Source organism: Angustibacter speluncae, assembly GCF_054777815.1.
Map to the genome: position 1 here is coordinate 1 of NZ_BAAHAF010000064.1, position 22,169 is coordinate 22,169.

The 22,169-nt window shown below is 75.4% G+C and carries 24 protein-coding genes, 1 tRNA gene, 2 pseudogenes and 1 riboswitch; of the genes and pseudogenes, 14 read left to right on the forward strand and 13 right to left on the reverse strand.

Translation table 11 applies throughout. The features are described 5' to 3' along the window. From ACYVKY_RS07565 to epsC, 6 genes and pseudogenes are all read left to right on the forward strand, one after another. Positions 1-1,128, forward strand: a pseudogene (locus ACYVKY_RS07565) (hypothetical protein); the annotation flags it as partial. A 100-nt stretch (positions 1,129-1,228) separates the two neighbouring features. Next, complete coding sequence (locus ACYVKY_RS07570; RefSeq protein WP_460434363.1) at positions 1,229-1,681, forward strand: roadblock/LC7 domain-containing protein; 453 nt, start codon at positions 1,229-1,231, stop codon at positions 1,679-1,681. Between the two features lie 6 nt (positions 1,682-1,687). Continuing rightward, positions 1,688-2,104 carry a DUF742 domain-containing protein gene (locus ACYVKY_RS07575; protein WP_460434364.1) on the forward strand — a complete coding sequence of 139 codons (417 nt, stop codon included), beginning with the start codon at positions 1,688-1,690 and terminating at the stop codon, positions 2,102-2,104. Then, positions 2,085-2,720, forward strand: a complete 636-nt coding sequence (locus ACYVKY_RS07580) for a GTP-binding protein (RefSeq protein WP_460434365.1) — start codon at positions 2,085-2,087, stop codon at positions 2,718-2,720. The genes ACYVKY_RS07575 and ACYVKY_RS07580 overlap by 20 nt, the downstream gene beginning before the upstream one ends. Positions 2,721-2,987: 267 nt before the next feature. After that, entirely contained in the window at positions 2,988-3,917 is a 930-nt protein-coding gene (cysK, locus tag ACYVKY_RS07585; RefSeq protein WP_460434366.1) for a PLP-dependent cysteine synthase family protein, read from the forward strand. A gap of 2 nt (positions 3,918-3,919) precedes the next feature. Further along, entirely contained in the window at positions 3,920-4,516 is a 597-nt protein-coding gene (gene epsC / locus ACYVKY_RS07590) for a serine O-acetyltransferase (protein WP_460434367.1), read from the forward strand. Between the two features lie 85 nt (positions 4,517-4,601). On the opposite strand, the pseudogene ACYVKY_RS07595 reads toward epsC, so the two are convergent. The 5 genes and pseudogenes from ACYVKY_RS07595 to ACYVKY_RS07615 all read right to left on the reverse strand — a co-directional run. Continuing rightward, positions 4,602-5,171: pseudogene (locus ACYVKY_RS07595) on the reverse strand (class I SAM-dependent methyltransferase); the annotation flags it as partial. 25 nt (positions 5,172-5,196) lie between these two features. Next, entirely contained in the window at positions 5,197-6,120 is a 924-nt protein-coding gene (locus ACYVKY_RS07600) for a PAC2 family protein (protein ID WP_460434368.1), read from the reverse strand. A gap of 154 nt (positions 6,121-6,274) precedes the next feature. Further along, complete coding sequence (locus ACYVKY_RS07605) at positions 6,275-6,682, reverse strand: rhodanese-like domain-containing protein (RefSeq protein ID WP_460434369.1); 408 nt, start codon at positions 6,680-6,682, stop codon at positions 6,275-6,277. Further along, positions 6,679-7,179, reverse strand: coding sequence for a cysteine dioxygenase (locus tag ACYVKY_RS07610; RefSeq protein WP_460434370.1), 501 nt, complete (start codon positions 7,177-7,179; stop codon positions 6,679-6,681). Before ACYVKY_RS07610 ends, ACYVKY_RS07605 begins: the two co-directional genes overlap by 4 nt. Positions 7,180-7,408: 229 nt before the next feature. Continuing rightward, positions 7,409-7,500: riboswitch (SAM riboswitch) on the reverse strand. A 53-nt stretch (positions 7,501-7,553) separates the two neighbouring features. Beyond that, positions 7,554-8,231, reverse strand: coding sequence for a hypothetical protein (locus tag ACYVKY_RS07615; protein ID WP_460434371.1), 678 nt, complete (start codon positions 8,229-8,231; stop codon positions 7,554-7,556). A 175-nt stretch (positions 8,232-8,406) separates the two neighbouring features. Between ACYVKY_RS07615 and ACYVKY_RS07620 the strand changes: the two genes are divergently transcribed. The 3 genes from ACYVKY_RS07620 (at position 8,407) to ACYVKY_RS07630 (ending at position 10,269) form a co-directional block, all read left to right on the forward strand. After that, on the forward strand, positions 8,407-8,877 hold the full coding sequence (locus ACYVKY_RS07620; RefSeq protein ID WP_460434372.1) for a hypothetical protein: 471 nt from the start codon (positions 8,407-8,409) through the stop codon (positions 8,875-8,877). Between the two features lie 46 nt (positions 8,878-8,923). Further along, positions 8,924-9,011: transfer RNA gene (locus ACYVKY_RS07625), tRNA-Ser, on the forward strand. A gap of 67 nt (positions 9,012-9,078) precedes the next feature. Beyond that, positions 9,079-10,269 carry an FAD-binding domain-containing protein gene (locus tag ACYVKY_RS07630; protein ID WP_460434373.1) on the forward strand — a complete coding sequence of 397 codons (1,191 nt, stop codon included), beginning with the start codon at positions 9,079-9,081 and terminating at the stop codon, positions 10,267-10,269. Here the strand turns inward: ACYVKY_RS07630 and ACYVKY_RS07635 are convergent. From ACYVKY_RS07635 to ACYVKY_RS07665, 7 genes are read right to left on the reverse strand one after another with little or no spacing between them, the layout of a single operon-like run. Further along, positions 10,247-11,089, reverse strand: a complete 843-nt coding sequence (locus tag ACYVKY_RS07635) for a class I SAM-dependent methyltransferase (protein WP_460434374.1) — start codon at positions 11,087-11,089, stop codon at positions 10,247-10,249. The two genes, ACYVKY_RS07630 and ACYVKY_RS07635, sit on opposite strands and share 23 nt — an antisense overlap. Further along, positions 11,086-11,436, reverse strand: a complete 351-nt coding sequence (locus tag ACYVKY_RS07640) for a hypothetical protein (RefSeq protein ID WP_460434375.1) — start codon at positions 11,434-11,436, stop codon at positions 11,086-11,088. The genes ACYVKY_RS07635 and ACYVKY_RS07640 overlap by 4 nt, the downstream gene beginning before the upstream one ends. Before the next feature lie 42 nt (positions 11,437-11,478). Next, positions 11,479-12,363, reverse strand: a complete 885-nt coding sequence (locus ACYVKY_RS07645; RefSeq protein ID WP_460434376.1) for an aldo/keto reductase — start codon at positions 12,361-12,363, stop codon at positions 11,479-11,481. A gap of 44 nt (positions 12,364-12,407) precedes the next feature. Next, positions 12,408-12,809, reverse strand: coding sequence for a PNPOx family protein (locus ACYVKY_RS07650; protein ID WP_460434377.1), 402 nt, complete (start codon positions 12,807-12,809; stop codon positions 12,408-12,410). A 44-nt stretch (positions 12,810-12,853) separates the two neighbouring features. Continuing rightward, a complete protein-coding gene (locus ACYVKY_RS07655) occupies positions 12,854-13,246 on the reverse strand; it encodes a PaaI family thioesterase (RefSeq protein ID WP_460434386.1) in 393 nt (130 codons plus the stop codon). Between the two features lie 50 nt (positions 13,247-13,296). Next, positions 13,297-15,318, reverse strand: a complete 2,022-nt coding sequence (locus tag ACYVKY_RS07660) for an acyl-CoA dehydrogenase family protein (protein WP_460434378.1) — start codon at positions 15,316-15,318, stop codon at positions 13,297-13,299. After that, entirely contained in the window at positions 15,315-15,992 is a 678-nt protein-coding gene (locus ACYVKY_RS07665; RefSeq protein WP_460434379.1) for a TetR family transcriptional regulator, read from the reverse strand. The genes ACYVKY_RS07660 and ACYVKY_RS07665 overlap by 4 nt, the downstream gene beginning before the upstream one ends. Before the next feature lie 85 nt (positions 15,993-16,077). Here ACYVKY_RS07665 and ACYVKY_RS07670 point away from each other — a divergent pair, with 85 nt between their 5' ends. From ACYVKY_RS07670 to ACYVKY_RS07685, 4 genes are read left to right on the forward strand one after another with little or no spacing between them, the layout of a single operon-like run. Next, a complete protein-coding gene (locus ACYVKY_RS07670; protein ID WP_460434380.1) occupies positions 16,078-17,379 on the forward strand; it encodes an acetyl-CoA C-acyltransferase in 1,302 nt (433 codons plus the stop codon). Further along, the gene (locus tag ACYVKY_RS07675; RefSeq protein ID WP_460434381.1) at positions 17,376-18,767 is read left to right on the forward strand and encodes a 3-oxoacyl-ACP reductase; all 1,392 of its coding nucleotides are present in this window, start codon (positions 17,376-17,378) and stop codon (positions 18,765-18,767) included. Before ACYVKY_RS07670 ends, ACYVKY_RS07675 begins: the two co-directional genes overlap by 4 nt. Next, positions 18,767-19,672 carry a MaoC family dehydratase gene (locus ACYVKY_RS07680; RefSeq protein ID WP_460434382.1) on the forward strand — a complete coding sequence of 302 codons (906 nt, stop codon included), beginning with the start codon at positions 18,767-18,769 and terminating at the stop codon, positions 19,670-19,672. The genes ACYVKY_RS07675 and ACYVKY_RS07680 overlap by 1 nt, the downstream gene beginning before the upstream one ends. 52 nt (positions 19,673-19,724) lie before the next feature. Next, the gene (locus ACYVKY_RS07685) at positions 19,725-21,155 is read left to right on the forward strand and encodes a GGDEF domain-containing protein (protein WP_460434383.1); all 1,431 of its coding nucleotides are present in this window, start codon (positions 19,725-19,727) and stop codon (positions 21,153-21,155) included. Here ACYVKY_RS07685 and ACYVKY_RS07690 read toward each other — a convergent pair whose 3' ends face one another. Beyond that, the gene (locus tag ACYVKY_RS07690; protein WP_460434384.1) at positions 21,156-21,473 is read right to left on the reverse strand and encodes a hypothetical protein; all 318 of its coding nucleotides are present in this window, start codon (positions 21,471-21,473) and stop codon (positions 21,156-21,158) included. A 109-nt stretch (positions 21,474-21,582) separates the two neighbouring features. Here ACYVKY_RS07690 and ACYVKY_RS07695 point away from each other — a divergent pair. Then, positions 21,583-22,169 (forward strand): DNA-3-methyladenine glycosylase family protein (locus ACYVKY_RS07695; RefSeq protein WP_460434385.1); only part of this gene is annotated, 587 nt, incomplete at its 3' end.

A 22,169-nucleotide genomic window follows, 5' to 3' on the forward strand; every position in this document is an offset into this window, starting at 1 on the left:
CGCGCCCCGGCCCCGGCCGCGGAGACCGCCCCGGAGCTGCCGAGCCGCACGCCGGCCGCCCCGGTGCCCGCGCCCGACCCGGTCGTGCCGGCCCAGCGCCGCGACCCGAGCGAGGCCCGTCCCGGCCTGTTCACCGGCTTCCGCGCCCGTCGCGCCGAGGCCGTGGGCCGCTCGGTCGTGCCCGAGACCGCCGGCGAGGACGAGCCGTCCGCCGAGGTCGCGCAGCTCGACGACACCGCGCTCACCGCGCCGGTCGTCGACGAGGTCCCGTTCGTGGCCGAGCTCGAGCCCGAGCCGGTCGCCGTGGTCGAGCCCGAGCCGGTGCCCGTCCTGGAGCCCGAGCCGGTCGTCGAGGCCGTCGTCGAGCCCGAGCCGGAGCCCGAGCCCGAGCCGGTCGCGGCCCCCGCGCCGGTCGAGCAGCCGGTCAGCCGCCGCAGCGCGTCCAGCGAGCTCACCGCGCTGGCCGCCGCCCAGCCGGCGACGGCCGCAGCGCCCGCCGAGCCCGCCGCGGCCCCCGCGCCGGTGTTCTCCAGCGCGACCGCGATGGACATCCTCCCGGGTGCCGGCGGACGGGGTCGTGGTCTCAAGCGCCGCGGCCGCGGTGCGGTCCCGGAGGCCGAGGGCCAGCCGAACCGGGTCACGTACCCGACGATGACCGTGGCCGACCTGGCCGCGACCGCCGAGTCCGACGTCCCGGAGGCCTACACCCCGGTGATGGCCGCGACCTCGACCCCGCTGCCGTCGGCCGCCGCGCCGGCAGCGCCGGTGGGCGAGCCGGTCGCCGAGGTCACGCCGACCCAGGCCGTGCAGGGTGCGGGCGACGTCCTGCGCCAGCGCTCGGCGATGGCGTCGATCGCGCTGAGCGAGCTGTCGGCCCTGTCGTCGTACCGCCCCGAGGGCGGCTCGGCACCGGCGGCCGCGGCCGCCGCCCCCCTGGCCCGCCGCACCCGCGGCGCCACGGCGGCCGCCGAGGTCACCCAGACCTCGGCCGCCGTGCCCAACCGTCCCGGCCGGACGGCCGCCGACGTCCGCAGCATGCTGTCGGGCTTCCAGGCGGGCGTGCAGCGTGGCCGTGCGACCGACTCCGCCCCGGCCAACGCCGGGGCCGGCGAGGAGGGTGGTCGATGAGCCCAGTCGAGCCCAGCCCGACCGAGCACGCGTCACCCTCAAGCACAGCCCCCGTCAGACCGACAACCACTGCACGCAGCACCACGACCGGAGGAACCCCGTGAGCACTGTCAGCACCGAGGCAGCCAACTTCAGCTGGCTGCTCGACAACTTCGTCAAGAACGTGCCCGACGTGCGGCACACGCTGGTCGTCTCGGCCGACGGCCTGCTGATGGCCATGTCCGACGAGCTGGACCGCACCAGCGGCGACCAGATGTCGGCCATCGTCGCCGGCATGTCGAGCCTGACCCGCGGCGCCGCCCGCCAGCTCGGCGCCGGCGAGGTCCGCCAGGCGATCGTCGAGATGGACGAGATGTTCATGTTCCTGATGAGCATCTCCGACGGCTCGGTGCTCGCCGTGGTCGCGAACTCGACCTGCGACGTGGGTCTGATCGGCTACGAGATGACCCTGCTCGTCACCCGCACCGAGGCCACGCTCACCCCGCAGCTGGTCACCGAGATGCGCTCGCGGCTGCCCGTCCACGGCGGCACGCGCGCCCCCGCGCTGGGGTGACCCGAGGTGGCCACCGCAGCTGACGGCCTCTCGGGCCGGCACGACGACGACGACGCGAGCTACTCGGTCCGTCCGTACGCCCTGGTGGGCGGCCGGACCAAGCCGGTGTCGTCGGTCGACCTGCCGGTCGAGGCGCTCGTCGAGGGCCTGGACGCCCCGGACGTCACCCAGACGCCGGAGCGCCGCAGGATCCTCGAGCTCACCGCCACGCAGTACCTGTCCGTCATGGAGCTCTCGGCGCACGTGAAGCTCCCCGTGGGCGTGGTCCGCATGATCGTCAGCGACCTCGCCGACGCCAAGAAGGTCCGAGTCCACGGACTCACCCCGTCCATGGCCACCCCCGGGAGCGATGCGGCTCCCGACGACAACGCTGCCACCCTCAGCATCCTGGAGAGTGTTCTCAATGGCATTTCCTCGCTCTGACGTCGCCCCCGCGGGTGCGGCTGCGGGGGAGCAGACCCCGCCGGCCCACGAGGCCGCTCCGACCGTCACGAAGATCGTGGTCGCCGGTGGGTTCGCGGTCGGCAAGACGACCTTCATCGGGTCGATCTCCGACATCGAGCCGCTCTCGACCGAGGCCGCGATGACCGAGATGTCGGTCGGCGTCGACGACGCCGGCGGCGTCACGGACCGCAAGACCACGACCACCGTCGCCATGGACTTCGGCCGCATCTCGCTGCCGGGCAACCTGTGGCTGTACCTGTTCGGCACCCCGGGCCAGGACCGCTTCCTGTTCATGTGGGACGACCTCGTGCGCGGCGCCATCGGCGGCATCGTGCTGGTCGACACCACGCGGCTGGAGCAGTGCTTCCCGGCGGTCGACTACTTCGAGGCGCGCCAGATCCCGTTCGTCGTCGCGGTGAACTGCTTCGACGGCGTGGCGCACCACGAGCTCGAGTCGGTGCGCGAGGCGCTGGCGGTGCCGGCCCACGTGCCCATGGTCTACACGGACGCCCGCTCCAAGCAGGCGACCAAGCACTCGCTCATCACGCTGGTCCAGCACGCCATGCAGCGGCTGGCCGCCGCGTCGGGTCGCTGAGCCGGGGCGCACGCGAGAGCTCGCAGGACGTCCCGTCCCGGACCACCCACCGGGGCGGGCGGGGTCGGGGGGAGAGCCCGGGGCGGACGGTGCACGCGCCGTCCGGTCCGGGCTCCCTCACGTCCGGCACCAGTCACCTGATGGGACGATTCCGTCCAGGAAGTGAGACGGTCGGGAAAGACGGGATGCGGGGGGAGCACCCTGGGGTTGGGTCCAGGAGGACCCGGCGACGCCGTCGCCGCACCAGCCGATCCCGAGGAGACCGCCGTGACCGTGTACGACGACGTGACCGCCCTGGTCGGGCGCACCCCGCTGGTGCGGCTGAACCGGATCACCGACGGGGCGCAGGCCACGGTGCTGGCCAAGCTCGAGTTCTACAACCCGGCCAACTCGGTCAAGGACCGCATCGGCGTGGCGATGATCGAGGCCGCCGAGCGCTCGGGCCAGCTCGAGCCGAAGGGCTCGATCGTCGAGGCCACCAGCGGCAACACCGGCATCGCGCTCGCGATGGTCGGCGCCGCGAAGGGCTACAAGGTCATCCTCACCATGCCCGAGACGATGTCGAAGGAGCGGCGCGCCCTGCTGCGCGCGTTCGGCGCCGAGCTGGTGCTCACCCCCGGCTCCGAGGGCATGAAGGGCGCGGTCGCCAAGGCCGAGGAGATCGGTGCCGAGACCGGCGCGGTGCAGGTGAAGCAGTTCGCCAACGAGGCCAACCCGGAGATCCACCGCCGCACCACCGCCGAGGAGATCTGGGCCGACACCGACGGCGGCGTCGACGTCGTGGTCGCGGGCATCGGCACGGGCGGCACCATCACCGGTGTCGGCCAGGTGCTCAAGGAGCGCAAGCCCGGCGTGCAGATCGTGGCGGTCGAGCCGGAGGAGTCCCCGATCCTCAACGGCGGCCAGCCCGGCCCGCACAAGATCCAGGGCATCGGCGCCAACTTCGTGCCCGACATCCTCGACCGCGAGGTCTACGACGAGGTCATCGACGTCAACGCCGACACCTCGGTGCAGTGGGCCCGCCGCGCCGCCGCCGAGGAGGGCCTGCTGGTCGGCATCTCGTCCGGCGCCGCTCTGGCGGCGGCCGTCAAGGTGGCCCAGCGCGAGGAGAACGCCGGCAAGACCGTCGTCGTCATCATCCCGTCGTTCGGCGAGCGCTACCTGTCCACGATCCTCTACAGCGACCTGATGGACTGACCTTGGGCGACCTGCTCGTCCGCGCCCGGGCGCGGCTGGCGGAGGACCTCGCGACCGCCCGCCGCCGCGACCCGGCGTCGGGCAGCAGCCTCGAGATCGCCCTGACGACACCGGGTCTGCACGCCGTGTGGCTGCACCGGGTCGCCCACCGCTGGTGGGGCACACCGGGCGGCCGGCTGCCCGCGAGGCTGCTCGCGCACCTCTCGCGCGCGGTCACCGGGGTGGAGATCCACCCCGGTGCCCGGCTCGGCCGGCGGTTCTTCATCGACCACGGCATGGGTGTCGTCATCGGCGAGACCAGCGAGGTCGGCGACGACGTGATGCTCTACCACGGCGTCACGCTCGGCGGCCGGTCGATGGCGCGCACCAAGCGGCACCCCACCGTGGGCGACCGCGTCGTCATCGGCGCGGGCGCCCGGGTGCTCGGGCCGGTGGTCGTCGGCGACGAGGCGCAGATCGGCGCGAACGCGGTCGTGGTCAAGGACGTGCCGGCGGGTGCCGTGGTCGTCGGGGTCCCCGGTCGCGTGCGCGACGTGCCCGCGGCGACGCGGGCTGACACCGACGAGCTCGACCTGGTCGACCCCGCGATCTGGATCTGACCCCTACCGGGTCGCGAGCACGACGGCGCCCCCCGCTCGGGCTGCCCGGCGGAGGTGCCGTCTCGGTGGTCGACGAGATCTCGAAGCCGTTGCGTCGCAGGCGGTCCGCCACCCGGGCGGCCGTCCGGCGGTGCACGTGCACCCGCATCGGGTGCCCGCCGTAGCCCTCGGTCTTCAGGTGCGAGCCGTCACCGGAGTGGAACCCGAGGAGCACCCGTCCGCCTGGACGGACGACGCGGTGCAGCTCGGCGAGCGCGGCGTCGACCGCCTCGTCCGGCACGTGCTGCAGCACGTACCAGCAGACCGCGCCGTCGACGGACGCGTCGGCGAGCGGGAGGGCGTGCAGCGCCGCGGCGGCGAGGGCGGCGGCGGGGTCGCGGCGGCGGGCGACGCGGAGCATGCCCGGCGCCAGGTCGGTGGCCACCACGCGCAGCCCGAGCCGGTGGAGCCGCCGCGTCACCTCGCCCGTGCCGCAACCGGTCTCGACGACGGTCGTGCCCGGGCCGACCAGCTCGACGAAGGCGGCGAGCAGGGCCTTCTCGAGCGGCAGCCGGTCGAAGGCGCCCTCGAGCAGCCGGTCGTAGTCGACGGCCACGACGTCGTAGGAGCGGCGGGCGGCGGCGACCCAGTCGTCGGGCACACCGTCGTCAGGCACCCGCCGACCCTACGGCCGGGCGGGGTCAGTCCCCGAGGTGCTTGAGGAAGTCCTCGACCTCGGCGGCGATCTCGTCGCCGCCCGGCAGCTCGTCGTCCGGGAGCGTCGGCGCGAGCAGACCCGGGCCCGCCAGGGTGCGACCGGCGACCACGGCGTCGTACGTGCGCTCGAGCCCCTCGACCGCCTGCAGCGTCTGCGGCGAGTCGGCCACCTGGGCGTCGACCTGCTGCAGCACCTGCACGCCCGAGGCCCGCAGCGCGTCGGTGGGCAGGTCGAGGCCGGCGCTCGAGGCGAGCGCGTCGACCAGCGCGACCGCCGCGGGCGGGAACTCCGCCTCGGCGAGGTAGTGCGGCACGTGCGCGGTGTAACCGACGGCCTGGCGGCCGGCCTGCGCCAGCCGCAGCTCGAGCAGCGCCCCGACGTGACCGGGCACCTCGACGTCGCCGACCCAGCGCGGGCGCCCGGCGATCAGCTCGCGGTCGCTGGCGTGGGCGGTGATCCCGACCGGACGGGTGTGCGGCGCGGCCCACGGGATGCCGTGGACGCCGACGACGAGGCCGACACCGAGCCGGTCGGCCAGGCCGATCACGGCGCTGGTGAACCGCTCCCACTGCAGGTCGGGCTCGGGGCCGTCGAGGAGGTAGAACTCGCGGCCCTGCTCGTCGCGGACGGCGTGCACCACGAGGTGGTGCTGCTCGACGTCGGTGAACCGGTCCTGCCGGAACACCATCCGCGGTCGGCGACTGCGGTAGTCGACCAGCTGGTCGACGTCGAAGCGGGCGACCTCGCGGGTCTCGAGCTCGGAGAGCAGGTGCTGGACGACGAGCCGGGACGCGCCGCCGGCGTCGACGAACCCGTGCAGGGCGTGCACCAGCGCGGGACGCGGGTGCGCCGCGGTGTCGATGACGGCGTCGGTGTCGAGGTCGTAGAGCGTGGTGGGGTCGAGCATGGGTCTCCTCGTCTCGTTCTGCCTGCTCAACGTCGGCGGGGCGAGGAGGATTCCGCGACCTCGCGCCCGGGCCGGGACGCAGCGGGCGTCCCGGCCCGGGCGCGGTGCGTCGACCGGTGCCCAGCCGGTCGGCGCCCCCGGGACCGTGGTGCGCTCAGGGTCCGGGGGAGACGGGGAGGCCGGCCTCGCGCCAGGCCAGGAAGCCGCCGACCACGTCGGTGGCGCGGCGCAGCCCGATGGCCTGCAGCGAGGCGGCGGCGAGGCTGGACGCGTAGCCCTGCGAGCAGAGCACGACCACCACGTCGTCGTAGTCGGGCGCGTCGAGGATGCGGGCGTCGCCCACCGGGTCGAGCCGCCACTCCAGGACGTTCCGCTCGATCACCAGGGCGCCCGGGACGAGCCCCTCGGCGGCGCGCTGGGCGGCCGGGCGGATGTCGACGAGCAGCGCGCCCGCCCGCTGGGCGGCGCGCGCCTCGGCGGGGGTGAGCCGGTCGAGGCCGCTGCGGGCCTCGCCGAGGAGCAGGTCGATCGGCGCCAGCGGCGCCACGGGCTGCGCGCTCACCGGTCCTGCTCCGGCTCGTCGGTGCGCACCGTGCGCTCCGGGGTGATCCGGCCGCCCGCCCACGAGTAGTAGGTCATCTCGGTGAGCGAGGGGGAGTACGCGTGGATGCTGACCGCCGGCTCGGCCAGCTCGTTGCGCACGTCGTGCACCTGGCCCGGCTCGACGGTGGCGACGACGCCCGGCGTGAACTTGCGCGGACGCAGCCGTCCGGTCGAGTCGGGACGGATCTCGTGCAGCGCGCCCTGCACGACGGTGAACGCCGCGCCGGAGCGGCCGTGGTCGTGCAGGTCGGTGCCCTGGAACGTCAGCCAGGTCAGCACCCAGACGTCGACGCCGGGCGGGGCGTCGAGCCGGGTCCAGCAGCGCTCGCGTCCGTCGAACCGGACGGCGGGGCGCCACAGCGCGGGGCTGGCGGCGATGTCGGCGACCAGGCGGGCCAGGTCGACCTGCTGGTGCGGGTGGGTGAGCGTGGGGGCGTGCGTGGTGAGCGTGGACACGAGAAGACCTCTCGGGCAGCGCACCTCGTCGGGTGCGCGAGTTCTGGGGACGCGTCTGCGCCGGCCGCGGGGGCGCGGCGCAGGGATGCCGTGCGGGGCGAGGGGGTCGCCGCAGGGGCGGCGGGCGAGCAGGTCAGCGACAGGCGCGACGACAGCTCGCGCCGCTACAGCGCGCGTCGGTCGAGAGGTGCAGCGTGGTGGGTCGCGAGGTGGTGCTCATGGTGGTGGACCTCCATCGGTCCTGGCGGTAGCACCCTCACCCGGGTGGGCGGGTTGCTGCGACGTCGACGAGCCAGGTCTCTCGGCCGCTCTGGATGGGCACGACCAGCGTGCGTCCGCGTCCCGGATCGCGGCAACCGCGTCCCAGATGCTGGTCAGCAGCCGAGCAGGTGCTGCGCGCGCAGCGAGGCGAGCAGGTCCGCCCCGGGGGCCGCCGCGGAGTAGCCGCGGAAGTCGCGGGTGCCGCCGAGGGTCGCGTACGCGAACACCTCCGCGTGGTCCTCGGTGCCGGAGAACGCCGACAGCGTCGACGGGTACCAGCTCGTCCCGAGGCCGCGCTCGCGCTGGTACGCGCGGCGCTCGCCGCCGTCGAGGCAGGTCTCGGACACGGCGTGCCCGATCTCGTGGGCGAGCGTGCGCAGCACGTCGTAGTCGTCGTGCGAGTCGCGCACGTAGACCACGATGAGCCGCTGGTCCGGGTAGGTGATGCCGCGCAGGCCGCCGCGTCCGGGCGCGAAGTCGACGCGGTAGCCGTAGGTCGCGGCGTCGACGCCGAGGGAGCGCAGGGTGGCGGTCGCGCGGGCCCCCATGACCTCCCAGCGCGGCCCGTCCGGCTGCACCACCGCCGCGACCGGGCTCGTGACGGGCACCGGTGCGGCCTCGGCGGGCGCGACGACCACCGGGGCATCGGACGGCGCCGGCGCGCTCGGGGGCTCCACCGGTGCGACCGGCTCCGCGGCCGACGCGGGGGTCGTCCAGGCCCCGAGCGACAGCAGCGTCGCGAGCAGGAGCAGACCCGCGCGGGCGCGCGGGTGGGCCGGACGGGTGAGCACCCTGGAGTTTCGGTCGGCTGCCCGCAGACTTGCCCATCGGGGGTGCGCTTCCACCCGGGCGGCTCACCCTCCGTCACCGACGGTGACGGTGCGTGAGGGTCTTTGTCCGCCTTCGACCCGTCGTGCGCGGCACGTCGGGGTGGTCGAGGTCGTGCTGGTTCGTCGGAGGTCGTGCGTGAGGTCGGTCGGCACCCGGGCCGCGGCCGTGGCCCTGCTGGGGCTCGGCGCGCTGGCCGGCTGCGCGGACGGGGTGCGGGTCGATGCCGCCCACCCGCCCGTCCTGGCCGTGCAGGCCGCCTCCGGCGGGGTCGACGTCGTGCCGTGGTCGTGGTGCTTCTCCGACCCCGACGGACCGGGCGCCTGCGCCGACGGTGCGCCGCCGGCCGAGCCGCCGCAGCTCGGCGCCGGCCCGGCGATGCCGTTCGGCTTCCCGCTCGAGGACTGGTCGTTCACCGCGACCAGCGAGCCCGTCGGCACCGGCTGCGTGGTGGGCCGCACCGTCACCGCGGTGGGCGACCGGTACGCCGTCGACCTCGCCGGGGTCACCGGCGTGCAGGACGTGACCGTCGTCGGCTGGGGCGAGCAGGGCGACCTGTCCGTCACGGTGCGGTGGGACACCGGCGTCCCCGGCGACGGCGGCTGCTGACGACGCGGTCCCCGGCCGCGCGCCGCTCTGCGAGACTGGCCCTCCAGGAGGGCTCGCGTAGTGGCCGAGCGCGGCGGTCTTGAAAACCGCTAGGCGGTACCCCCGTCTCGTGGGTTCGAATCCCACGCCCTCCGCCGGTCGGGGTGCGACGGCACAGGTCCGCGAGTGGCCGGGCGCCCGAGGGCGACGGACGATGGCGGGGTGCCGACGCTGCCCGCGATCCCGTCCGACCGCGAGGACGTGGTCGCCTGGGTGCGCGAGCACCTGGGGCACCTGACCTGCGACGACCCGACCGCCTCGCCGGTGCGCGGCGGGCAGGCAGCGGCCGACGCCGCGCTCGCCGCCCTCGACGTCACCGGCTACGCGCGCCGCCGCAGCACCGTGCTGCCCGAGCGCGCCCGCGGGGCCACCGGGCTGTCGCCCTACGTCCGGCACGGCCTGCTGCAGCTGCCGACCGTCTGGGAGGCCGTGGCCGACGCACCGCCCCGCGACCGGGCGAGGTTCCGCGACGAGCTGCTGTGGCAGGAGTACGCACGGCACGTCTACGCCCGGCTCGGGCGCGACCTGCGCCGTCCGCTGCGGTACGCGCCGCCCGTGCCCGTCCGGCGCTGGGAGGGCGAGCCGTGGCGGCAGGACATGGCGTGCGTGCGGGCGAGCACCGACGAGCTGCACGAGCGCGGGTGGGTCGTGAACCAGGCGCGGATGTGGCTGGCGTCCCAGCACGTGGTGCGCGCGGGCGGGCACCTGCTCGAGGGCGCCGAGGAGATGTACCGGCACCTGCTCGACGGCTCGCCCGCCGCGAACCTGCTGGGCTGGCAGTGGACCGCGGGCAGCGCCACCGGCAAGCCGTACGGGTTCAGCCGCTGGCAGGTCGAGAAGCGGGCGCCCCAGCTGTGCCGCTCGTGCCCCTTGGCGTCGGCCTGCCCGATCGAGCACTGGCCGCAGGCCTCGCGCGGAGCGCCCGCCGAGGTGTCGCCGCGCCTGGGCGGCGGCCCGACCGATGCGGGTCCGACCCGTCCCGAGGTGGTGGGGCAGCCGGAGGCGGTCTGGTTGACCGCCGAGTCGCTCGGCACCGACGACCCCGCGCTGGTCGCGCACCCCGACCTGCCCGCCGTGTTCGTCCTCGACGAGCCGCTGCTCGCCCGGCTGCGGCTGTCCGGCAAGCGGCTGGTGTTCCTCGCCGAGACGCTGGGCGAGCTCGGCGCCGAGGTGCGGCTCGGCGACCCGGTGCAGGAGCTGGCCGGACGCCCGCTCGCCGCCACCTGGGCGCCGGTGCCGGGGTGGAAGCGGCGAGCCGCCGGGCTCGACCTGGTGGCGCTGCACCCGTGGCCGTGGCTGCGGCGCCCCGGGTCCGGCTCGCTGCGCTCGTTCAGCGCGTGGGTGCGTCGCTGAGCCAGACGTCCAGGGCGACCGGCGTCGGCTGCTCGGCGAACCGGCCACCCGGCGCGACGGTGCGCAGCAGCGCCCGCAGGTCGGCCTCGAAGTCGCCGAGCCGGTCGCCGAACAGGTGCGGCGCGGCCCACGACAGCGACAGCACCGCCGACACGACCTCGTCCTCGCTGCGCGGGAGCGGCCCGCGGTCGTCCGGGACGGGGAACCGCCGCGGGCCGTCGAACCCGGCCCGCCGCAGGATCGCCGCCTCGTCGCCCGGCGTGCCCGCGGGCAGCACCGACGCCCCCGCCCGCCGCTCGTCGCCGAGGTAGGAGCGCACCAGCGCGGCGACCTCGTCGTGCGGGGGCGCGGGACGTCCGTCGCCGGGCGGGTCGCCGCGGTGCGTCGTGGCCTGGACGTGGACGAGCGCACCGCCGGGCTCGAGCCGCTCGCGGATCCACGCCGCCACCCGCGGCCGGTCGAACCAGTGGAACGACTGCGCCACGACCACCGCGCGGAAGGTGCCCACGTCGTCCGGGACGTCCTCGGCGCGGCCCACCAGCCAGCGCACGCCGGCGACGCCGGCCCGGTCGGCGACCTGCTGCGCCGTCGCGACCATGCCGGGGTCGGCGTCGACGGCGACCACCTCGGCGAACAGCAGCGCCAGCGGGACGGTGACCGCACCCGGACCGCAGCCGAGGTCGAGCAGGCGACCGGTGCCGTCGAGGCCGAGCGCGTCGCGCAGCGTCGGCGCGAGCGTGGGCGGGTACGGCATCCGCCCGGCGAGGTAGTGGGACGCCGCGCCGGCGTACAGCGACGGGTCCCACCGCCAGCCGCTCACGACGGCGGGCGCGGGGTCAGGCGGGGGATCTCCACCCACCCACCCTGGCAGCGGCGACCGACGACCGCGCGAGCTCCCAGGCGGCCGAAACGGCGGACTGTCGCTCGCGGACCCGGCAGCGGCGCTCCTCGAGCGCGGTGAGGACGGCGTGCCGGTGGGCGGCCCGGCGGGAGCTCGACCAGGTAGTGCCGCCAGACCGGGCTCTGCCAGTCGAACTGCAGGTGGCTCAGCCAGCAGGCGTCGATCAGCAGCGGTGGCCCGGAGCCGTGGACGGCGTAGGCGATGCCGACGCCGTCCGCGGACCGGGCGAACCGGATGTCCTGCACGGCCTCCGACCCGCTGGTCACCCACCGGATGGTAGGTGCGGCGACCCTCCCGGTCGAGACCGGTCAGTCGGCGTCGAGCGCCGCCAGCTCGTCGGCGGTGAGGTCGATCTCGGCGGCCGCGGCGGAGTCGGTGATCGACTGCGGCCGCTTGGCACCGGGGATCGGGATCACGACCGGTGACTGCGCGAGCTCCCAGGCCAGGGCCACCTGCTGCGCGCTGACGCCGCGGTCGCGCGCGACCGCCGCGAACGCCGGGTGCTTGTCCGACAGCTCCTTCGCGTCGCCGAGCCCGCCCAGCGGGCTCCACGGCAGGAACGCCAGGCCGAGCTCGTCGCAGACCTCGATCTCCGGCCTGCTGCTGCGGAACGCGGGCGAGAACTGGTTCTGGACGCTCACCAGGTGGTCGCCGAGCACCGCGTACGCGGCCCGGATCTGGTCCGGGTCGGCGTTCGACAGCCCGACCATGCGGACCTTGCCGGACTCGGCGATCTCGCGCAGGGTCCCGATGACGTCGTCGTAGGGGACGTCCGGGTCGGGACGGTGGTGCTGCCACAGCGCGATCTGCTCGACGCCGAGGCGCGCGAGGCTGTCGTCGACGGCCTGGCGCAGGTGCGCGGGCGTGCTGTCGGTGTCCCAGCCGCCGCCGGCGGTGCGGACGTGGCCGCCCTTGGTGGCGAGCAGCACCCGGTCGCGCACGCCGAGCTCGTCGAGCAGCGAGGCGATCAGGCGCTCGTTCTCGCCCTGGCTGTCGGCGCCCTTCTCGTCGCCGGGGCCGTAGGCGTCGGCGGTGTCGAACAGCGTGACGCCGGCGTCGAGCGCCGCCCGCACGGTGTCGGCGAGCTGCTCGCGCGGCTGGGTGCCGGTCTGGTCGAAGGTCATCAGGCCGAGCCCGATGGCGCCGACCTCGGTGCGGCCGACGGTGTCGTTGCCGATGCTCCTGGTTCGCATCCCCCGACCCTACGAACCGGTCTCGTGCCGCGCGCGCCGAGCGGTCAGGCGTCCGGGGTGATCCGGAGCATCACGCGCTCGCGAGACCCGGACGACGCGAGGCCCTCGACGCCCATGATCGCCTTGTACTCGAGCCCGTACTTCGCGCCGACGACCTCGCCGACCCGCTGCTCGCTGGCCTCGTCGTCGAGCACCTGCGCGGTGCCGCGCACGACGGGTGCGTCGTCGTCGACCTTGCCAAACCGGGTGGACGGACGCAGCTCCACCCGGGGGTCGCGGCGCAGCCGCTTCACCTTCCCGCTCCCGCTCGGTGTCGTCACGACGAGCGCGTCGCCGTCGCGGGCGATCCACACCGTGGTCGGGACGGGTTCGCCGTTGCGGCGGAAGGTCGTGAGCGAGACGAACTTCTCGTCGCCGGCGTCGAGACCGGAGAAGGCGGGCGTCATGGACGCAGCCTCGCCCGACTTCTGCGGTCTCGCGACAGGAGGGGTCAGTCGGACGCGCGGTGGGGCAGGTTCTGCACGCGCAGCTGGCCCCGGGCGAGCAGCCGACCGGACGCATCGCGGTTCTCGACCACCCAGACCTGCTGGGTGCGGCCGCGGTGCACCGGCTCGGCGACCGAGGTGATCTCGCCCTCCGTGGCCGCGCGGTAGAAGTCGGTGGAGTTGCTGACGCCGACCACCTTGCCGCGCTCGCCGAACCAGATCGCGCCGGCGACGCTGCCGAGGGTCTCGACGACGGTGCAGTGGATGCCGCCGTGCACCAGGCCGTACGGCTGCAGGTGCCGGGGCTGCACCGTCCAGGTCGCGACCAGCCGGTCGGACGAGGCCTCGGTGACGCGCAGGCCGACGTACTCGCCGACCGGTCCGAGGGTGGCGGCGATCTGCTCGAGCTCGTCGGGGGTCGCGGTGCGGGGCTGCTCGCTCACGCCGCTCATCCCACCACGACGGGCTCGCGGTCGGCGTCCCCGGCCGCGGGTGCGGTGCCGGCGGCGCGCTGCCGGTCGGCCTCCTCGCCGGAGGTGATCGCCGCGCCCAGCCACTCGACCGGGATGCCGAACCCCTCGACGAGCGTCAGCGCGTGCGGACGCAGGTCGTCGAGCAGGCGGTTCACCAGCGACGTGACGGTCTTCGCGCGACCGGGCGAGAGCCGGTGGTGGCCGAGGAACCACGCCAGGTCGCGCTCGATCGTCGACAGCGCGTGCAGCGAGCAGACCTGCTCGAGCAGCGCGCGCGCCTGGGGGTCCTCGCACCGCTCGACGCCGGCGACGAACGACTCGAGCACGACGCGCTCGACGTGCACCCGCGCCGCGGTGAGCAGGTGGTCCTGGCAGTCGTTGAAGCCGGCGAACTGGTCGTCGGCGGACGCGACCTTGCGCATCCGCATCGCCAGGCCCTCGAGCACGTGCTTCTCGCGGTCGACGAGCAGCCGCACCTGCACCGCCGGGTCGCGCAGGTCGCCCTCGCCCACCGGCAGCGGCGAGGCGTTCAGCAGCCCCTGCACGACCGACCGGACCGCGGTGCGCTCGACCAGGCGCCCGGCCACCTGCCGCGCGGCGAACCGCACCGTCCCGAGGGTGTCGAGCGCACCGAAGGAGTCGCGGAAGCCGGTGAGCAGCCCCTTCGCGACCAGCTGCAGCAGCACGGTGTTGTCGCCCTCGAAGGTGGTGAAGACGTCGGTGTCGTTCTTCAGCTGCGGCAGCCGGTTCTCGAACAGGTACCCGGCACCGCCGCACGCCTCGCGGCACTCCTGGATCGTGCGGGTGGCGTGCCAGGTGGCCATCGTCTTGATGCCGGCGGCGAGCGACTCGAGGCGCCGCTGCTCGGCGTCGTCGACCTCGCCGCCCGGCTCGGCGAGCACGGTCTGCACGTCGTGCATCGTCGACACCAGGTCGTTCTGGGCCAGCTGCAGCGCGTACGACGTGGCGAGCGCGGGCAGCAGCCGCCGCTGGTGCGCCCGGTAGTCCAGCAGCACGACCTCGTGGTCGGCGCCCGGCGCCGCGAACTGCCTGCGCTCCAGCGCGTACCGCACCGCGATGCTCAGGGCGACCCGCGTGGCGGCCCCGGCGGCACCCGCCACCGAGATCCGGCCGCGGACGAGCGTCCCGAGCATGGTGAAGAACCGCCGGGTGTCGTTCTCGATCGGGGACGAGTACGTGCCGTCGTCGGCGAGCGAGCCGTACCGGTCGAGCAGGTTCGCCCGCGGGACGCGGACGTGGTCGAACGCGAGGCGGCCGTTGTCGACGCCGTCGAGCCCGAGCTTGCCGCCGCAGTCCTCGATGGTGACACCGGTTGCCACGCGGCCGTTCTCGTCGCGGATCGGGACGAGGACGGCGTGCACGCCGTGCCGGGTGCCGAGCGTCTCCAGCTGGGCGAACACCACCGCGAGCCGCCCGTCGCGGGCCGCACCGCCGATGTAGTCCTTGCGCGCCCCCGGGTGCGGCGTGTGCACGACGATCTCGTCGGTGGCCGGGTCGTAGGTGGCGGTGGTGCCGATCGACATCACGTCGCTGCCGTGGCCGGTCTCGGTCATGGCGAAGCAGCCGGGCAGCGAGAAGTCGATCACCGACGGCAGGTAGGTCTCGTGGTGCTCGTGGGTGCCGAGGTTGGCGATCGCCCCGCCGAACAGGCCCCAGTGCACGCCGGCCTTGACCAGCAGGGACAGGTCGCCGTGCGCGAGCATCTCGAACGCGGTGACGGACGCGCCGATGTCGTTCGTGCCGCCGTACTCCTCACGGAAACCCGCTCTGGCGTGGCCGGTCTCGACCAGCTTGTGCATCTGCTCGACGACCCGGGCGCGGTGCGCCTCGCGGTCGAGGTCGGGCAGGGGCAGGAGCTCGTCGGCGGGCAGGTCGCGACGCGCCTGCTCCTTGACGTGGGCCCAGCGGCCGTCGAGCGCGGCGCGCAGGGCGTCGGCGGTGGTGGTGCCGGGGGTGACGGCGGTGGCGGGTGTCATCGGGGTTCCTCCGTGGTGACGGGGACGGCTGCGGCGAGGCCGCCCCAGGCGAGGTCGACGAGGGCGTCGACCAGCTCGTGACGCGGTGCGGGAGCGGGGCTGTCGATCCAGTGGTCGGCCGCGGCACGGACCATGCCGACCAGCGCGTGGCCCCACGTGGTGGCGCGGGCGGGCGCGACGCCCGCCGCCTCGAGCGTGCCGGCGACCTGCTCGGCGACCATCGCGACCAGGCCCCGGACGGGGTCGGTGCCGTCGGGCGACTGCACGCCGCCGAGCAGGGGGCGCTCGACGACGAACCGGTACACGTCGGGGTCGCGCTCGACCAGGGCGAGGTAGGCGTCGACGGCCGCCGCGACCGCCTCGCGCGCGCCGGCCCCGGCGGGGGCGGTCGCGCCGGCCCGCTCGACGCTGGCGCGCAGGTCGTGCGCGATGAGGGCGTGGACGGCCTCGGTGACCGCGACGTACAGCTGGCCCTTGTCGCCGAAGTGCCGGTACAGCACCGTCTTCGACGTGCCGGCGACCGCGGCGATCTCGTCCATGCCCGCCCCCGACCCGTGCCGGCGGACGGCCTTGAGGGTGGCCTCGACCAGCGCCTGCCGGCGCTGCGCGCGGTGGTCGTCCCACCGGCGGTCGCGGCCGTCGCGGGGCGGCGTCGCCCGGCGCGTCGAGTTCATGTGACGGACGGTATCGCATACTCGGGGTACCTGCTAGTGTCGGACGCAGTCGTCCCCTCACCGGCAGCAGGCAGGAGCCACTCCCATGGCCACGAAGTCCCCCACCGCGCGCAGGGCCGCGGTCGTCGGCGGCAACCGCATCCCGTTCGCCCGCTCGGGCGGCCCCTACGCCCGGGCGTCCAACCAGGACATGCTCACCGCCACCCTCGACGGGCTCGTGGCGCGGTTCGGCCTGGCGGGGCAGCAGGTCGGCGAGGTCGTCGCCGGCGCGGTGCTCAAGCACAGCCGCGACTTCAACCTCACCCGCGAGGCGGTGCTCGGCTCGCAGCTGTCGGCGTCCACGCCCGCGTACGACATCCAGCAGGCCTGCGGCACCGGCCTTGAGGCCGTAGTCCTGGTCGCGAACAAGATCGCGCTCGGCCAGATCGAGTCCGGCATCGCGGGCGGCGCCGACTCGGCGTCCGACGCCCCGATCGCCGTGAACGAGGACCTGCGCCAGACGCTGCTCGCCCTCAGCCGGGCGAAGACGCCCCAGGCCCGCATCAAGGCGCTCGCGAGCATCCGGCCCCAGCAGGTCGTGCCCGAGATCCCGCGCAACAGCGAGCCCCGCACCGGGCTGTCGATGGGCGACCACATGGCGATCACCGCGCACGAGTGGGGCATCACCCGCGAGGCGCAGGACGAGATCGCGGCCGCCAGCCACCAGCACCTCGCCGCGTCCTACGACCGGGGCTTCCAGGACGACCTGGTCACCGGCTACCTCGGCCTGACCCGTGACCAGAACCTGCGCCCCGACTCCACGGTCGAGAAGCTCGCCGGCCTGAAGCCGGTGTTCGGCAAGGACCTCGGCGACGAGGCGACGATGACGGCCGGCAACTCGACCCCGCTGTCGGACGGCGCGTCCGCCGTCCTGCTCGGGTCGGACGAGTGGGCGGCAGAGCAGGGGCTGCCCGTCCTGGCGCACGTCGTCGACGCCCAGACGGCGGCGGTCGACTACGTGCACGGCGGTGAGGGCCTGCTCATGGCGCCCTCGTACGCGGTGCCGCAGATGCTCGCTCGCCAGGGACTCACCCTGCAGGACTTCGACTTCTACGAGATCCACGAGGCCTTCGCCGCGACCGTGCTCGCCACGCTCGCCGCGTGGGAGAGCGAGGAGTTCTGCCGCGACCGGCTCGGGCTCGACGGCGCGCTCGGCAAGATCGACCGCTCCCTCCTCAACGTTAACGGGTCGTCGCTGGCCGCGGGCCACCCGTTCGCCGCCACCGGCGGCCGCATCGTCGCCTCGCTGGCGAAGGCGCTGCACGAGAAGGGATCCGGCCGCGGACTGATCTCGATCTGCGCCGCCGGCGGACAAGGCGTCGTCGCGATCCTGGAGGCTGCCAAGTGACACCGAAGGCCGTGCACGCGACGTCCCGCACGGGCTCCGGCCGCGCCCGGGCGCACGCCGACGGCTACACCTCGTTCGTCGGCTCCGGGTTCGGCAAAGCGCTCTCGCAGCGCCTCGGGCTGCCCCAGCCGGTGCCGCTGCGGCGGTACCAGCCGGGCGACCCGCTGCTCGACGGCCCGGCCCTGGTCGCGGGCGTCGGCGAGGCCCCCCAGGCGGCTCGGGTCCGTGAGCTGCTGCACGCCGAGGGCGTGACGCTCGTCGACGAGCCGCCCGCCGACCAGCGGCTCGGCGCGGTCGTCGTCGACGTCAGCGCCGCGCGCGCCGTCGGCGACCTCGAGCAGCTGCGGGCGGCGCTCGCCCCGGCGCTGAAGCGTCTCGGTCGCAGCGGCCGGGTGCTCCTCGTCGGCACCGCGCCCGAGACGCTCGAGGAGCCCGAGCACGCCGCCACCCAGCGCGCGCTCGAGGGCATCACGCGGTCGGTGGCCAAGGAGCTGCGGGCCGGTGCCACGGCGAACGCCCTCTACCTCACCGCCGACGACGCCGCGCTCGCCTCGTCCGTGCGGTTCTTCCTGTCCGGACGCTCGGCGTACGTCGACGGCCAGCTGGTCCGGGTCGGCCCGGCCGAGGTGGCCGACGGAGGCGACCCCGCGCGCCCGCTCGAGGGCCGGCTCGCCGTCGTCACCGGCGCCGCCCGCGGCATCGGCGCGGCGATCGTCGACGTGCTCGCCCGCGACGGTGCCACCGTGCTCGCGGTCGACGTCCCGGGCGCGGGCCAGCACCTGGCCGCCGTCGCCAACCGGGTGGCCGGCACCGCCCTGCAGCTCGACGTCACCGCCCCCGACGCCGGTGCGCGCATCGCCGAGGCCGGCGCGCGCCGCGGCGGCATCGACCTCGTCGTGCACAACGCCGGCATCACCCGCGACAAGCTGCTCGTGAACACCGACGCCGACCGCTGGTCGTCCGTGCTCGAGGTGAACCTGGCCTCGCAGCTGCGCATGGACGACGTCCTGCTCGCGCCCGGCGGCGCCGTCAAGGACGGCGGCCGGGTCGTGTCGGTGTCGTCGATGAGCGGCATCGCCGGCAACCGCGGGCAGGTGAACTACGCGGCGAGCAAGGCCGGCGTCATCGGGATGGTCACCGCCCAGGCCCGGCTGCTGGCCGACCGCGGCATCACGTACAACGCCGTCGCCCCCGGCTTCATCGAGACCGAGATGACCTCGCGCGTCCCGCTCGCCACCCGGGAGGTCGGACGCCGCATCAACAGCCTCAGCCAGGGCGGCCTGCCCGTCGACGTCGCCGAGACGATCGCGTGGTTCGCCCAGCCGGGCAGCGCGGGCGTCACCGGCCAGGTCGTGCGGGTCTGCGGCCAGAGCATGCTGGGCGCCTGATGGCCGGGCCACCCACCGTCGCCGACCCCACGACGACCGTCCTCACCGAGGCGCCCGACCTCACCCGGCTGTTCGCGCGGGCGGCGCTCACCTCGCGCGGGCGCGGCGGCGACCTGCCCCGCACCCGCGTCGTGCTGCACGGGCAGGCGGTCGACCCCGACCACCTCGCCCGGTACGCGCGGGTGTGCGGGTTCGCGCTGTCGCAGCGGCTGCCGGCGACGTTCCTGCACGTGCTGGCGTTCCCGCTGCAGGTCGAGCTGATGGCCTCGCGGACGTTCCCGCTGCCGCTCGCGGGCATGGTGCACGTGCGCAACGAGATCACCGCGCACCGCGCGGTCACCGCCGACGAGGTGCTCGACCTGCGGGTCTGGGCCTCCGACCTGCGCGAGCACCGCAAGGGCGCGCTGGTCGACCTGCACGGCGAGGTGCGGGTCGGCGAGGAGGAGGTCTGGCACGGCCGCAGCACCTACCTCGCCCGCGGGCGCAGCGTCCCGCCCGGTGGCTCGACGCTGCCCGCCGACGAGGAGCGTCCGCTCGACGGGCTCGCGGTGCCCGACCGCGCGTCGGCCCGGCTGCGCGTCCCCGCCGACGCGGGCCGGCGGTACGCCGCGGTCAGCGGCGACGTGAACCCGATCCACCTCACGCCGCTGGCCGCCAAGGCGTTCGGCTTCCCGCGCGCCATCGCGCACGGCATGTGGACGCACGCCCGCTCGCTGGCCGCCCTCGAGGGCCGGGTGGGTCCGCGGGTGCGGGTCGTCGCCGAGTTCGCGAAACCGGTGCTGCTGCCCTCGACCGTGGCGCTGCACACGGTCGTCGACGACGGCGCGGCCGTGGTCGAGCTGCGGCCGTCGCGGCGCGACGGGCTGCACGTGCGCACGACGGTGGAGCCCCTGCCCGGCGCCTGATCCGACGGGTCGCGGACCTCAACCCGGCGGCCCGGCGCGTCGATACCTCGGTGTGGACCGCGCCTGGAAGACCGTCGCCCTCGTGGGCGTCGCGATCACGGCCGTCCACCTGCAGCTCGGTGGTGCCGCCGGCGACGTGGTCTACCTGGTGGGCGCGTGCGTGTCGCTCGCCGCGCTCGCCCTGGCCGTGCTGCGCCGCACGATGCCGCGACCGCTCCCGTGGGTGCTGGTCGGCGCGGCCCTGACCTGCTGGGTCGCCGGCGACGCGACCTGGACCTGGTTCGACCACGTGGCCGACGTCGACCCGTTCCCGTCGGTGGCCGACTGGCTCTACCTGGCTGGCTACCCGCTGATGGCGGCAGGGCTCGCCGTCCTCGTCCGCCGGCGCACCGGCGGCGCGGTGCAGCGGGCCTCGCTGCTCGACGCCGCCGTGCTCACCACCGGTCTCGGTCTGGTGACCTGGGTGTTCCTGGTCGTGCCGAGCGCGGCCGGGGCCGCCACCCCGCTGGAGAAGGTCGTCTCGACGGCCTACCCGGTGCTCGACGTGGTGCTGCTGTCGCTCGCCGTGCGCCTGCTGCTGACCTTCGGCGGCCGGACCCCCTCGTTCCGGCTGCTCGGCGGGTCGACGCTGGTGCTGCTCGCCGCCGACGTCGTCTTCGCGGTGCAGGAGCTCTACGTCTTCCCGGCCGGGCTCGCGCTGTCGAACGCCGGGTTCCTCCTCAGCTACGCCGCGCTCGCCGTCGCCGCGCTGCACCCCTCGGTCAGCCGGCTCGACGAGGTGCAGCGCGAACCGGTGCTCACCCTGACCCGGGGACGGCTCGCGCTGCTGGCCGCGGCGTCGCTGCTCGCCCCCGGCGTGCAGATCGCCACCGCGACCACCGGGGTGCGCTCGTCCGAGCTCGTCACCGCGCTCGCCTCGGCGTTCCTGTTCGGGCTGGTCGTGCTGCGCCTGTCCGGCTTGGCCGGCCACGTCCAGGCCCAGGCCGGGGAGCTCGCCGCGCTCGTCGTGACCGACCCGCTGACCGGCGCCGCCAACCGCCGCGGCTTCAGCGAGCGCGTCGCGGCGCTCACCGCCCGCCCCGGCGAGCCGCTCGTGCTGGCGGTGCTCGACCTCGACCACTTCAAGTCCTACAACGACACGCACGGCCACGCCGCGGGCGACACCCTCCTGCGCGAGTGCGTGCGCGCCTGGCGCGAGCTCATCCGCGGGCGCGACCACCTGGCGCGCTGGGGCGGCGAGGAGTTCGCCGTGCTGCTCGACCGGTGCGACCCGGACGAGGCGTTCGTCGTCGTCGAGCGGCTGCGCACCGCCACCCCCGACGGCGTCACCTGCTCCGCGGGCCTGGCCACCTGGGACGGCGTCGAGTCGGCGGAGGAGCTGTTCGGACGGGCCGACCGGGCGCTCTACCGCGCCAAGACCGCCGGACGCGACCGCACGGTGGTCGCCGAGCGGGTGCCCGAGCCGGCGGCCGCGCTCGCCTGATCAGCCGCCGCGGCGGACGCGACGCACCAGCGAGACCAGCAGCGGCGTCAGGGCCAGCAGCAGCAGGCCCGCGCCGACCAGCAGCACGCTGCCGAAGATCAGCGCGTACCCGTGCGGGTCGACCGAGCCGTACCCCGGCTCGCCCGGGCCCGGGGCCGTCAGCGACAGGTAGACCATCCGGCCGAGCAGCACCATCACGGCGGCGACCGCGGCCATCACCGCGCCGGTCAGCCACATCCCGGTGACGAGGGCGGGCGAGGACGACGTCCGCGCGCTCGTCGCGGCCGCACCGAGCGGCTCGCTGGGGGAGGTGGCCATGCGTCCATGCTGCCTGCTGGTCCGGCACCCGGCACACCCGCGAGCGGGGCCTGGTCACGACCGTGACGAAGCCGTGTCCGGTTCGTGTCCTGGCGCTACCGTCCGTGACGTGGAACCCGGTGAGCGGCTGCTGCGATCGCGTGGCACCCACGACAGCGCGTGGTCGCTGGGCTTCCTCGCGGCGCACGCCGTCCCCGGCCTGGAGACGTGGGACGGGCGCACCTACCGACGGGTGCTCACCGGCCCGGACGGTCCCGTCGTCGCCACCGTCCGGGCCGCCGCGGTCGGCGTGCGGGTGCAGGGTCCGGCCGCGGTCGACGACCCGGTGCGCCGCCTGCTCGCCCTCGACGACGACCGCGGCGCCGCGGACGCGGCGCTGGGCGACGACCCGCTGCTCGGCCCCCTCGTGCGGGCCCGCCCCGGGCTGCGCGTGCCCGGCAGCACCGACCACTTCGAGACGCTGGTGCGGACGGTGGTCGGGCAGCAGGTCTCCCTTGCGGCCGCCGCGACCGTGACCGGGCGGGTGGTGCGCGAGCACGGCACGCCGCTGCACGGCACCGACCCGGCCGGACCGACCCATGCCTTCCCGTCGCCGGACGCGCTCGCCGGCCTCGACCCCGCGACCCTGCCGATGCCGCGCTCGCGCGGGCGGGCGGTCGTCGCGGTCGCGGCGGCGGTCGCCGCCGACCCCGCGGT